The organism is Bacteroides sp. AR20, assembly GCF_964250605.1.
GTDB classification, from domain to species: Bacteria; Bacteroidota; Bacteroidia; order Bacteroidales; family Bacteroidaceae; genus Bacteroides; species Bacteroides uniformis.
The window spans coordinates 1-13,427 of sequence record NZ_CAXUGK010000039.1; the positions used below are offsets into that span (position 1 = coordinate 1).

The 13,427-nt window shown below is 48.0% G+C and carries 10 protein-coding genes and 1 pseudogene; 5 read left to right on the plus strand and 6 right to left on the minus strand.

Annotated elements, in window-relative coordinates:
- Positions 1 to 67: 67 nt before the first annotated feature.
- From ACESTD_RS16500 to ACESTD_RS16515, 4 genes and pseudogenes are all read left to right on the plus strand, one after another.
- Positions 68 to 178, plus strand: a pseudogene (locus tag ACESTD_RS16500) (nucleotidyltransferase domain-containing protein); the annotation flags it as partial.
- 83 nt (positions 179 to 261) lie between these two features.
- Complete coding sequence (locus tag ACESTD_RS16505; RefSeq protein WP_008663388.1) at positions 262 to 1,158, plus strand: NAD(P)-dependent oxidoreductase; 897 nt, start codon at positions 262 to 264, stop codon at positions 1,156 to 1,158.
- A gap of 97 nt (positions 1,159 to 1,255) precedes the next feature.
- Complete coding sequence (locus ACESTD_RS16510) at positions 1,256 to 2,206, plus strand: glycosyltransferase family 4 protein (protein WP_117887255.1); 951 nt, start codon at positions 1,256 to 1,258, stop codon at positions 2,204 to 2,206.
- A gap of 128 nt (positions 2,207 to 2,334) precedes the next feature.
- Positions 2,335 to 3,897, plus strand: a complete 1,563-nt coding sequence (locus ACESTD_RS16515; protein ID WP_347075193.1) for an ATP-binding protein — start codon at positions 2,335 to 2,337, stop codon at positions 3,895 to 3,897.
- Between the two features lie 78 nt (positions 3,898 to 3,975).
- On the opposite strand, the gene ACESTD_RS16520 is transcribed toward ACESTD_RS16515, so the two are convergent.
- From ACESTD_RS16520 to ACESTD_RS16545, 6 genes are all read right to left on the minus strand, one after another.
- Positions 3,976 to 4,764: an N-acetylmuramoyl-L-alanine amidase-like domain-containing protein gene (locus tag ACESTD_RS16520; protein WP_035457982.1), complete on the minus strand. Its 789-nt coding sequence runs from the start codon at positions 4,762 to 4,764 to the stop codon at positions 3,976 to 3,978.
- Between the two features lie 97 nt (positions 4,765 to 4,861).
- Positions 4,862 to 8,083, minus strand: a complete 3,222-nt coding sequence (locus ACESTD_RS16525) for a glycoside hydrolase family 2 TIM barrel-domain containing protein (protein ID WP_373158886.1) — start codon at positions 8,081 to 8,083, stop codon at positions 4,862 to 4,864.
- Positions 8,084 to 8,091: 8 nt separating this feature from the next.
- Positions 8,092 to 8,979, minus strand: coding sequence for an alpha/beta hydrolase (locus tag ACESTD_RS16530; RefSeq protein ID WP_005836645.1), 888 nt, complete (start codon positions 8,977 to 8,979; stop codon positions 8,092 to 8,094).
- Positions 8,980 to 8,997: 18 nt separating this feature from the next.
- Positions 8,998 to 10,989 (minus strand): OPT family oligopeptide transporter, encoded by a 1,992-nt coding sequence (locus ACESTD_RS16535; protein ID WP_087332506.1) that lies wholly within the window; start codon positions 10,987 to 10,989, stop codon positions 8,998 to 9,000.
- Positions 10,990 to 11,171: 182 nt separating this feature from the next.
- Entirely contained in the window at positions 11,172 to 11,567 is a 396-nt protein-coding gene (locus ACESTD_RS16540; RefSeq protein WP_005836647.1) for a DUF1573 domain-containing protein, read from the minus strand.
- A gap of 91 nt (positions 11,568 to 11,658) precedes the next feature.
- Entirely contained in the window at positions 11,659 to 12,366 is a 708-nt protein-coding gene (locus ACESTD_RS16545) for a precorrin-2 C(20)-methyltransferase (RefSeq protein ID WP_005836650.1), read from the minus strand.
- A 122-nt stretch (positions 12,367 to 12,488) separates the two neighbouring features.
- Between ACESTD_RS16545 and ACESTD_RS16550 the strand changes: the two genes are divergently transcribed.
- Positions 12,489 to 13,346, plus strand: coding sequence for a helix-turn-helix domain-containing protein (locus tag ACESTD_RS16550; protein WP_005836651.1), 858 nt, complete (start codon positions 12,489 to 12,491; stop codon positions 13,344 to 13,346).
- Positions 13,347 to 13,427: the final 81 nt, after the last annotated feature.

Sequence of the window (13,427 nt, forward strand, 5' to 3'; positions counted from 1 at the left end):
ATTAATTAACAAAACTCGGTTTAGGGCACTGAAAAGTGCCCTTTCGAAGGGGGATGCCCTAAATTGAGTGCTTACATTACATCGTAACTTTCTTGATTTGAAGGTTATTCTTTATGGGAGCGAGGCACGTGGTGATGTACGTTCGGATAGCGACATTGATTTGTTGTTATTAGTTGACATGGGGAAGGAATTTTGTTATGACTCCGGAACAGCATTTTGATATTACTTTTCTTTTGAGTTAATTTTTTCTATTTAATTTTCATGAAACTTTTATTTACAGGGGCCTCCGGGTTCTTGGGTAACAACGTGCATCCTCTTTTGGAAGCTATATATGAGGTTACTACTGTAGGTCTGTTGCCACAGGATGACTATACCGTGAACATGGCACAGGAGATACCGGAGCTGCGTGAACGGTATGATATCGTTCTTCATGCAGCTGGAAAAGCACATGTGACACCCAAGACGAAAGCAGAGAAACAAGCTTTTTTTGATGTAAATCTGCAAGGTACAAAGAATCTTTGTGCAGCATTGGAAAGAAGAGGGGTTCCCCGAGCTTTTATCTTTATTTCTACAGTAGCCGTATATGGTTGCGAGTATGGAGAAGAGATAACAGAAGAGTATCCTTTGGGTGGGAAAACTCCGTATGCCATGAGCAAACGTCTGGCCGAAGAGTTTTTGCATAAATGGTGCTACAAACACAACGTTATTTTGGGTATTATTCGTCCTTCCTTAATTGCTGGGTGTAATCCTCCGGGAAATTTAGGAGCGATGATTCAAGGCATACGCAATGGAAGATATTTAGGTATTGCCGGAAGTCGTGCGCGGAAGAGTGTGTTGATGGTACAGGATATAGCAAGTCTGGTTCCTTTGTTGGCAGAAAAAGGAGGTGTCTATAATGTATGTGATAGTTACCATCCTTCTTTCAGAGAGTTGGAAGCGGTTATTTGCAAACAGCTGAATAAAAAAATACCATTCTCAATACCTTATTGGGCAGCTAAATGTATGGCTTTGGTAGGAGATTGCTTAGGAAAGAAAGCGCCTATCAATTCTTTGAAACTGAAGAAAATCACAGAATCGCTTACTTTCAGTAACGAAAAGGCGATGCGTGAATTGGGATGGAAGCCGACCCGTGTATTGGAAAACTTCAAGATAGAATGAATGTATATTTAGATGTCATATTGATAGGGCTGGGTATTGTATCTTTGGGATTTACATGTATTTAGCTTTGGTTTTACTGGATAATCAAAAACGGATGATGTATTATTGGATGGTCTTGGTTCTGCTGTTTTTAGCAGAACTTTTTTATTTTAGAATAGCTGATAAGTGCAATATCATCGACAAGCCCAATGAGCGGAGTTCCCATACGAAAGTGACTTTACGCGGTGGTGGGATTATTTTCTATTTCGGGGCGTTTGCCTATTTCCTGACGAGTGGCTTTGAATATCCCTGGTTCCTGCTTGCCTTGACACTGGTGACGTTCATCAGCTTCGTGGACGATATAAAATCCACCGGACAGATGACAAGACTGTTTTTTCATTTCTCTGCTATGGCTATGATGTTTTATCAGTGGGGGCTGTTCTCCTTGTCCTGGTGGTGGATAGTCATAGCCTTGATAGTCTGTACGGGCATCATCAATGCCTACAATTTTATGGATGGGATTAATGGGATAACGGGAGGTTATTCTCTGGTTATTCTTGCTGCGTTGGCCTATATCAATAAGGAGGTGGTTACTTTTGTAGAAGCGGATTTCATCTATACCGTTATCTGTTCCGTTCTAGTCTTCTGCTTCTTCAATTTCCGCAAGCGTGCCAAATGCTTTGCCGGTGATGTGGGTTCGGTGAGCATTGCCTTCATCCTTCTTTTTTTGATAGGAAGACTTATCATTGGAACGGGTGATTTCAGCTGGATAGTTCTTTTGTCCGTTTATGGGGTAGACAGTGTATTGACTATCATTCACCGCCTGATGCTTCATGAGAATATCGGGCTACCGCATCGCAAGCATCTGTATCAGATTATGGCGAATGAGCTGAAGATTCCCCATATAATGGTTTCTTCTATTTACATGGCAGTGCAGGCAATCATCATCGTAGGATATATAATGTGTTTAGGTTACAGTTATTGGTATTTGGCAGGTATAATTCTTTTGCTTTGTTTTCTTTATATCTGTTTTATGAAGAAGTATTTCGGATTGCACCAGTCTACGTGAGTAATGCTGAAATGATGATTAGTAAAATAATGAAAGGCGATGGAGACTAAAATCTCCATCGCCTTTCGTCTTATTTTTGAAATATAAATCGTACCTTTGTCATACACCAATCAGGTTATAATAATAACATGGAACAGATACGTAAGCTGCCGATAGGCATACAGACTTTTGATAAACTACGTGAAGGCGGTTTTCTTTATGTAGATAAAACTGCTATGATTTATCAAATAGCATCTACTTCTACTCCTTATTTCCTAAGCCGTCCCCGTCGGTTTGGCAAGAGTCTGCTCATTTCCACTTTCGAAGCTTACTTTCAAGGACGCAAAGACTTGTTTCAGGGCTTGGCCATCGAACAGTTGGAAACGAAGTGGGAACAGTATCCTGTTCTACATCTTGACTTGAATGCCCGGAAATATGAAACTGCTGCTGACCTGACGGCTATGCTTAATCAATATCTGGAGAAATGGGAGCTGCTCTATGGTCAGGAGAAGGAAGACCGTAGTCCGGAGGAGCGTTTTGCTTACGTGATAGAGCGGGCATGCACGCTGACGGGAAAGCAGGTGGTTGTGCTGATTGATGAGTATGACAAGCCATTGCTTCAGGCGGTCTTGGACGAGAACTTGCTGGATGAGTATCGGAAAATATTGAAAGCGTTCTACGGTGTCTTGAAGAGCGCTGACCGTTATCTTCGTTTTGTTTTCCTGACCGGAGTGACCAAGTTTGCGCAAGTAAGTGTATTCAGTGACTTGAACCAGCTGAATGATATCAGCATGAAGTCTCCTTACGCTGCTTTGTGTGGTATTACCAAAGAGGAGTTGGTGAAAACCTTTCTGCCGGAACTTGAGAGACTGGCTAAACGAAGAGGGATATCTTTACAAGAAGTGATTGATTTGATGGAACGTCAATATGATGGTTATCATTTTCATCCGGAAGGTGTAGGAATGTTCAATCCGTTCAGTGTATTGAATGCTTTTGATGCAGAAGAGATGGGATATTATTGGTTTCAGACCGGCACACCTACTTACTTGGTTGACTTGCTGAAGCAGAGTGATTACGATATACGTCTATTGATAGATGGAGTGGAAGTGCTGGCTTCCGCTTTCTCTGAATATCGTGCGGAAACAAATAATCCTCTTCCGATGATTTATCAAAGTGGTTATTTGACCATAAAAGGGTATGATGATGATGTGAAGCTATACACTTTAGGCTTTCCAAATGATGAGGTTCGTTACGGCTTTCTGAATTTTCTGGTTCCTTTTTATACTAAAGTTACTGATGATGAGACTGGTTTCCACATCGCTAAATTCATGCGTGAATTGAAGAGTGGGGATGTGGAGGCGTTTATGGAGCGTCTTAAGATATTCTTCTCCGGTATTCCGTACGAGTTGAGTGATGATACGGAACGTCATTATCAGGTTATTTTTCATGTAGTGTTTACTTTGCTGGGACAGTTCATCCGGTCCGAGGTTCGCAGCAGCCGCGGCCGTGCGGACGCAGTAGTTCATACCCCTACCGCTATTTATGTTTTTGAGTTCAAACTGGACGGTACGGCCGACGCAGCTCTGAAGCAAATAGATGAGAAAGGTTATCTGATTCCTTATACCTTGGATGGCAGGAAATTAGTGAAAGTAGGTGTGAACTTCAGTAAAGAAACACGGAATATTGATGAATATATTGTCGTGGAGGAATAGGAACGAACAATCCTATATACGGAAAAGGCGATGGAGAATCAAATCTTCATCGCCTTTTCCATATTATAGTATTTCATTTTATTTCTTCATCCTCAGCACCCGTATTCCCGTCCACTTATTATTGTCTTTCAGCATTTGGGACAAGGGGACTTTGGAGACGACCACTTTCTTGTCGGTAGAGGAAGCGTGTACCAGCAGGAGTTTGCTATCCGCATAGAAAGCGATTCCCATGTGGGCTACGTCCAGCCCCGGAGTGTTGGTGGTGATGGCTATGATATCGCCGTCTTTAATCCACGGGAGACCATCGGCGGGAAGTTTGGCTTTGGGAAGATAGTGAATTTCCTTGCCGGACAAGGATTGTTCAATCTTCTTCATTTTGGCTATGTTCTCCGGAGAATTTGCCAGCTGCTTGTAGAGTTGGGGGTGGGAAGACATGTAGGAGATGGACAACCGTTCGGTGTCGGGACTCATGGCGCCCGTTACATCTTGAAGGAAGCCGTTGCGTACGCCATTGTTTATCCAGTCGGCAATATAATGCAGGCGGGAAGTGTACCCGTCGATTTTACCGTCACGGTAACGGATTTTTTGCAGGTTATCGGCGAAAGCGCTTTCCGAGATGTCTCCGTCGGCCAATTTGGGGGTGAGTGTCTCTGCCAGTACATATTCCACCAGCGTGGTACAGTCTACTTCATCGCAGTTGATGACGAGTTCTTCGGGACCATCAGCCTCCAGCGTATGGGCTACGTATGGCACATCCAGATACTTTATTCCATTGCTCAACATATCTTTCCCTCCCTGGGCAGAAACGGAAGTTACCATGGCTGCGGCGCAGAGGGCGCTGAACATAAATTTAGTCATTGTTTTCATTTTTCTTTCTTTTGATTATTATTGTTCTTGAACGTAAAAAGGATGCAGCAAATTTACTACATCCTTTTTATAAAAGCTTAATCCGGAGGGATTAAATTCAATATTGCCGGATTAAATATTTATAATCCTCCTTTTTATCGAACGGAACAAGGGAGAAACCGTATTCAATGGTGTTCTCTTTGCCCGGACGAATCAGATAGGGCTCATGGGCGGTTGCGCCCCAACTGTCGTCTCCACCGACACCCATCATGCGGTAATCAATGAACAAATCGACCATCTTTTCCGGCAGAGGGTCGGTGAGGTGGCGGTGATGGGTCTTTTCGGTACGCGGAGCGCCGTTGTCAATCGTATCGCCGCTGTCCATACTTTCCAGGGGATAGTTGGAGGCGTTCAGCTCAAAGGTGCGGTCGGCGATGAGCAGCAAACCACGTTGCGTCTTATCGGTAAGGGCGCACCAATAGATGTCCGTGCGATGGTTGTTCTCCTGTGGGCGGACATACGGCTCGTACATATCCTTGACCGGGATGGCGTACTCTCCGATGAACTGGGAGGTACGGCGGTCTCGGTAATTCTCTTTCGGACCGCGACCGTAGTAGGTCAAGTCTGTAAAGCTTTCCGGCAACTGCATCCGCAGGCCCACACGCGGTATCATCGGAGCTTGGTCTCCTTCGGCCACGAACCGGTTGTCTACCTTGATGACTCCGCTGGCATATATCTTATAGGTGATGTCCCAACGGGCATCTGTCTGTGGAAAACGGTAGGTCACCTTTATTGTCGTGGCATTGCTGCCCGGAGTCACTTGGAAACTTTCGGCTTTTGGTTCTTGATAGCTTGCCTCTTTCCAGGCTTTGAGGCGGACGGGGAGGTTGGCTCCATAATCATTGTCCGTCGGTGCACGCCAGAAGAATGGGCGGGGACCTTGACCGTTCAGTATGTACTCGTGCTTCTTGTATAAATAGGAGGTGAGCAGACCGCTTTGCTTGTCGAAGGTGGCTTTGAAGTCGGGACCGGAGAACGCCACCAAATTTCCCTCTTCCTTAGAAGTGGCGGGCTGCTGTGCCGTAGCCTCTTTCTTGTAGAAAGTATGGACGTAGGTCTGTTCGCGTGCGATGACCGTGCCGGCCGGGAGGAAAGGCTCTGCCGTCTTGATGGCTGCATAGAACTCGATACGCACATCTCCCGTTGTCTGTTTCTCTTTGGGTATGCCGTTCAGGAAGCCGGTGGTTACCGTCTTGCCCGGTGCGGCATGGATATTTTCAATCTTGCCACGGTAGACTTCCTTTCCGTGGTCGCGGATGATGTAGTAGAAGTCGTACTTGTCGAGATTGGTGAAGGAGAAATCATTGCGGATTTTCACGGTGGAAGTCTGCTTGTCGAAATCAAGGAACTTGATGTTCTGGTATACTTTTCCCATCTCTTCTGTCTGCGGCTTGACACTGCGGTCGGGGTATACCACGCCGTTGATGCAGAAATTGCCGTCGGAGGGCGTGCCGTTCTCGCCATAATCGCCGCCATAGGTCCAGTATTTACGGTCGTCGTCTGTCTTGGCGGCAAAGCCCTGGTCTACCCAGTCCCAGATACAGCCGCCCTGGAGGATAGGATATTTCTCGATGATGTCCCAGTAGTCCTGGAAGTTGCCGAGGCTGTTGCCCATGGCATGGGCATACTCGCAAAGAATGAGGGGACGCGTCATCTCCTTGTTCCGGGCATACTTTTCCAGATAGGAAGGGGAAGCGTACATCGGGCAGTAGATGTCCGTATTCCATTCCAACAGTGCGCGTTCATACTGGATGGGACGACTGTCGAGCGTCTTCAAGGTGTTGTAGGTAACGTAGAAATTCAATCCGTTTCCGGCTTCGTTGCCCAGCGACCAGATGATGACTGACGGATGGTTCTTGTCCCGTTCGTACATATTCATGGTACGGTCGAGGTGGGCATTCATGAAGAGCGGATTGTTTCCCAGCGTGCCGCCTACACGCAGGTCGTAACCCATGCCGTGGCTTTCTATATTGGCTTCGTCGATGACGTAGATACCATATTCGTCACAGAGTTCGTAGAAACGTTCCTGCTGGGGATAGTGACAGGTGCGGACGGTATTGACATTGTATCTCTTCCAAAGCTCGAAATCTTTCTTCATCAGTTCTTCGGAGACATAGTGACCGGTATTCTCGTTGTGTTCGTGATAGTTCACGCCTTTCACGAGGATAGGTTGTCCGTTTACCAACAGTTGCTTGTCCTTGATTTCCACTGTACGGAAACCTACTTTGCAGCTTGTCGCTTCAATCACATCTCCGTTCGGGCGCTTCAAGCTGACGACGAGGGTATAGAGGTTGGGCGTTTCGGCTGTCCATTGCAGGGGTTCCTGGATGGTCTTCTTGGTGAATTCCACTTCCGTTTGGTCACCGCTGACCTGAGTAGAGGACTGGGCTATCTGCTGGTCGTTCTTGTCCAGCAGGCGGTAACCAACGACAAATGGGGAATTTTGTCCGCTTTCATTGGTAAACTGCACCTTTACCTTGAGGATACCGTTCCGGTAGTTCTCATCCAAAGGAGACTCCACCTTGAAGTCCGTGAGATGGATTTGAGGCTGGGCATATAAGTAAATGTCCCGTTCGATACCACTGATGCGCCAGAAGTCCTGGCATTCCAGATAGTTGGCATCGGAAAAGCGGTGTATCTGAATGGCAATGACATTCTTCCCTTTCTTGGCAATGGCGCTGACGTTGAAACGCGCCGGAGTCTTTGCATCTTTACTCATGCCTACAAACTTGCCGTTGAGGTAGTAGAAGGCTGCCCCGCGTACGCCGTCGGCACTCAGGAAAATTTCCTTATCGTCCCAGTCTCCCGGAAGAGTGAACTCGCGGCGGTAGGTGCCGGTGGGATTCCATTCTTGGGGAACGTATGGAGGATTGGGCTTGTCCCAATAAGGAGGATAGCCCGAAGAACAGAATTCATAAGGCTGGTTCACATAGATGGGCGTACCGAATCCCTGCAACTCCCAGTTTCCGGGTACATTGATGTCCGGCCAGCGGCTGGCGTCCACACGGTCCATCATGAAGTCCGTGGGGCGGTCGGCGAAGGTTTCCACATAATGGAATTTCCATTTCCCGTTAAGGGACAAGCGGAATGTTCCGTTCTTGCGGTCATTGATGACGGCATCAGCCTCCGTGACGTAGGAGGTGAACGTGCTGCGGGCAGGCTCCCGGTTGATGCTTGTCAGCTTGGGGTTGGTAATCTCTTCGTAGCGATTGTTCTCCTGAGCAGTCAGGCCAAAGGGAAACGCTGCGAGGCAAGTGAGTAAAAAATACTTTTTATTCATAATTGCTTTTATTTCTTTGTGGTAGGTTCAGAGACCGGGAATACGAGCCCTTCACGCAACCACTTCTCCAGTTCTTCCGTCCATTGACGCTTGTAGGTGAAGTTGTCCCGGAATCCCCAGCCATGTCCGCCGGTGGGGTAGGCATGCAGGCTGGCAGGTACTTTATGGTCGCGCAGGGCAAGGAAGTAACCGATGCCGTTGATGGGCGGCACTGCGTCATCGTCCGAAGAAAGCATGATGAAAGCTTGCGGAGTGCGTGGGGACACTTGCCTTTCGAGGGAGTATTTTTGTTCCAGTTCCTGAGATGGATTTTCTCCGATAAGGTTCTTACGGGAACCTCCATGGGTAACGCCTTTCTGCATGGAAATCACCGGATAGAACAAGATCTGGAAGTCGGGACGGGTCTTGTCACTGCTGTATAGTGTGGCAAGCGAAGCTGCCAGATGGCCGCCGGCAGAAGCGCCCATGATGCCTACACGCTGAGGATTGACACCCCATTCGGCGGCATGTTCGCGTACCATGCGGATGGCTTGTTCGGCATCGGAAAGGGGCACTTCATGGTGCCCGTTGGGCATACGGTATTTCAGTACTGCATAGGTGATGCCTTGTGTGTTGAACCAGGGAGCCATGTCGTGTCCCTCGTGCTTCATGGCCAGCCCCCCGTAGCCGCCTCCCGGACACATGATGATGGCCATGCCGTTGGGGTGGGAGGCAGGGTACACCGTAAGGGTAGGGGTGGTGACATCGGACACCCATTCGTTGTTATGGTTCTGTCCGGAATTGGTCAGTTCGTTGTTATTGGGGGCACCGTTGGGCCATAGGGGCAGCTCAACGGGCTTTTGTGCAGATAACATGGTCGCTGCAAATAGAAAAGATAAAAGTAGAATCTTTTTCATGTTCTTGGTATTTAAAAGTTATTTGGTTTTCATGGAAGCTTTGATGAGGTAGAATATCAGAATGGCATAAGCACCCAGCGCCAGCACTTCGGACCAGGTGTTCTGCAACCATGCATCGTTTACGAGGTTGATTCCTCCGAAACGCATGGCAGCACTTGCCACGCCCATCAATGCACCGCCGGCAATGAAACCGGAGGCAAGCAGGGTACCTTTCTCCCCGCGTTCGGCATTGAGAGCGGCATCCTTGCTGCGGCTGGTCACGTACCAGTTGATGGCACCGCCCACTACCAACGGAACATTCAGTTCCAATGGGATGAACATACCCAATGCAAATGCCAGTGCGGGAATCTTGCAGAAATTGAGGATGACGGCCAGCACTGCACCGATACCGTAGAGCGGCCAGGGCGCACCCACACCGTTCATCAACGGTTCGATAACGGCCGCCATGGCATTGGCTTGCGGAGCGGCCAGCTGTCCGCTGGTGAAACCGTATGTCTTGTTTAGGATAATCATTACACCACCTACGGTAGCGGCAGAAACGATGGTTCCGAGGAACTTCCAGGTCTCCTGCTTGGCAGGCGTGCTACCCAGCCAGTAACCGATTTTCAAGTCTGTGATGAAGCCTCCCGCCATGGACAGTGCCGTACATACAACACCGCCCATCACCAGTGCCGCAACCATCCCTTCGGGACCTTTCAGCCCTACGGCTACCATGACTACGGATGCCAGGATTAATGTCATCAGCGTCATTCCGGATACGGGGTTTGTGCCCACAATCGCAATGGCATTGGCTGCCACGGTGGTGAACAGGAAAGCGATACCTGCAACAAGCAGGATAGCTACAATGGTATGTGTCAAGTTGCCCTGCATCACATCGAAGTAGAAGAAGAGAACAACCAGCAGCAGCGTGATGATGGAACCGATGGCGATAATCTTCATAGAGATGTCCCGCTGTGTGCGTTTCACACTGGCTTCCACGTTGGACTTACCTCCCATTTCCTTGGCAGCCAGTCCTACGGCACTCTTGATGATGCCCCAAGACTTGATAATGCCGATGATACCTGCCATGGCAATGCCACCGATACCGATGCTCTTGGCATAGTATTTGAAGATTTCTTCCGGAGCCATAGCGCCTATGGTTGCCGTGATTTCGGGGTTCCATTGGTTCAGTACGGAATCTCCCCAAATCATGGACATACCGGGGATGATAATCCACCATACGGCCAGTGAGCCGGCACAGATGATGGACGCGTATTTCAGTCCCACAATATAACCCAGACCGAGCACGGCAGCACCCGTATTAACCTTGAATACCAGCTTGGCTTTCTCGGCCAGCATTTCGCCGAAGCCGCATACGCGGGTAGTGAAATTCTCGTTCCACCAGCCGAAGGTTGCCACGATGAAGTCGTATAGACCTCCGATAATACCAGCCATGAGTAATGGTTTTGCCTGGCTGCCGCCCTTTTCACCGGAGACGAGCACTTGTGTGGTGGCTGTCGCCTCGGGGAAGGGATACTTGCCGTGCATGTCGCTCACGAAATATTTGCGGAAGGGGATAAGGAAGAGAATACCCAGCACACCTCCCAGCAGGGAACTGATAAAGACTTGTGCAAAGGTGACGGTGATTTCTTTCGGATAGGTCTCTTGGAGAATATAGAGTGCCGGAAGGGTGAAGATGGCACCTGCCACGATGACGCCCGAGCTGGCACCGATAGACTGGATAATGACGTTTTCGCCCAATGCGTTTTTGCGTTTGGCGGCACCCGATACGCCGACGGCAATGATGGCGATGGGGATGGCGGCTTCGAATACTTGTCCCACCTTCAGCCCCAGATAGGCGGCTGCGGCCGAAAAGAGGATGGCCATCAGAATACCCCATGTCACCGACCAGGCATTTACTTCTGAATACTTCTTATCCGGGCTCATCAGAGGGTTGTACACTTCTCCCGGTTTCAATTCACGGAACGCATTTTCCGGTAGTCCGGTAATAGGTTCTTCTTCTTGTTTCATAGGTTTTGTAGTTTTATGTTTTTCTTTAATAGACTTCAAAGAAAGTGCAAACCGAATGCTGGATAAAATGAGCAAGCTCATTATTATTCTGCTGAGGTGCAGCCTATCTTCGCATTTTAGGCAAAGAAAGCAAAAAAAAAGGAGATTTAAAAAAATCTCCTTAATTCTGTATGGTAAAATGCTTATTTGGCATCTTTAGCGGTCATGTCCCCTTCGATAAATAATCGCATGATTTCCGTTTTGGCATTGGTGCGCAGGGTAATGGATTTCTTGAAGTGTCCGGGGTATCTTCCGGTTCCATTATAAGTTACTTTCACTGTTCCAGTCTTTCCCGGTGCTATCGGTTCTTGTGAATATTCGGGAACGGTACATCCGCAGGAAGCTACAGCCTGATGGATGACAAGCGGAGCATCGCCTACGTTCGTAAACTTAAAGGTGTAGCTGACCACAGGACTGTTTTCGGAGAATGTGCCGAAGTTGTGGGTGGTCTGTTCGAATTTGATGTCTGCCTTTCCTTGTGCATAGGCATAACCGATGCTCATAACCAGCAGCATCATATAAAAAACGACTTTCTTCATGTTCTTATCTTTTTTATATTTCAACGGCGCAAAGGTAACCCATTTTCATTAAAATAATGCCTATGGCGTGCGAAATTGTATTAAATCGGGCTCAAAAGGTCTCTGTACGAATGATAAGCAGGGAAAAATAGGGGAAGCGGATGGTCGCTATCCGCTTGCTGTCATTGATATACTTCTCTTCCGGAGTGCCTACATTCTCAAAATAGTGATACCGGTATTCGGGATACAGGCGGATGCAGCGGTGAATCTCATCGGTGCATCTGGACAGCTTCATGATGACAACCGCACTGTTTTCGCTTGTCAGTTTCTCTATCTCTTCTGTCGTAGTAATGCCGGGTATCACCGTCAGCCGCTCTTCCTGGCTGGCCACATGGAGCCCGCCCAGTGCGCCGGCGGCAATGAAGGCGGGGATACCGGGGATGTGCTTCACGGGGATGCCGTCTGCCTGCAGTTTGTCATATACATAATGTATGGAAGAGTAGAATCCGGCATCTCCTTCGGCAACGATACAGACCTTCTTTCCTTGTTGCCGGAGGGTGGAGCTCTCCATATAGACCTCGTCGTAGGCGCTCAGGGCTTTTTCGCGCTGTTTGCTCATGGGGAGTGGAAAGCGGTGCACCGTGTTTTCCGGAATGTCGAGTTGCAATAGGATGTCGGCTGCGCGTGAAACTCTGTTTCCATCTTTGGCCAGTGTCTCGGGACAGAATATACAGTCGGCTGTCTGCAGGGCTTTCAAGCCTTTTACGGTAATCAGTTCCGGCTCGCCGGGACCGAGAGATACAAATATGACGGGGAACATTTGCATGAAGCATTAAAGGTTAAAAATTAAAGAACAGCAAAACGGCTACAAAAGTGGGGAAATAATCAGTAGCAAACAAGATATTCGCTATCTTTGTTATTTACTAAAACAATCTGTTTTTTATGGATTATCAACTGAACACCCGCTTGAATGGCAACATAGCCATGACTTCCAGCTACCATGAGCGTGCGTCGCTGCAACGTGACAAGACTCTGTATAAATTCATTTGGGTACAGAGCGGTACGCTGACTCTGGAAATAGACCATATCCCCATGCGCCTGGAAAAGGATGAAATCGTGACCTTGACCCCGTTGCATCACCTGGAGGTAAAAGAGGTGGACGGTGAATACCTGACGTTTGTATTCAACAGCAATTTTTATTGCATCTATGGACATGACAACGAGGTCTCTTGCAATGGATTCCTTTTTTATGGCTCTTCCAAGGTGATGAAACTGGCACTTTCTGCCGGGCAGTCTTCCAACCTGCATGACATAGTCCGCATTTTCCGGCAGGAATCGGTCATCCATGACAACCTGCAGGAGGAGATGCTGCGGATTGTCTTGAAACGTTTCATCATTACCTGCACACGCATTGCGCGCCAGCGTTTTGGGGTGGGGCAGGAGAAAGAAAAGACGTTTGACATCATCCGGCAGTATTACGTATTAGTGGACCGGCATTTCAAGGAGAAGAAGCAAGTGCAGGATTATGCCGATATTCTTTGCCGTTCTCCCAAGACACTTTCTAATCTGTTCTCGACCTGCGGGTTGCCTTCCCCTTTACGGGTGATTCATGACCGCATTGAGGCAGAAGCCATGAGATTGCTGCTGTATACCCACAAAAGCGCTAAGGAAATCAGCTCCATTCTGGGCTTCGAAGACTTGTCCGCGTTCAGCCGTTTTTTCAAGAAAATGACCGGCGAGAGTGTCTCGGACTACCGGAAAAGAGTGAAACGGGAAGAATTGCCAACTGTTGCGGAATAATTGCCATTTCGTACGTGGTGGAAAACAAGGAACTTTGCAAAAACAAAAATCAAGTCATATTACTGAAACCATTTAAAAAGT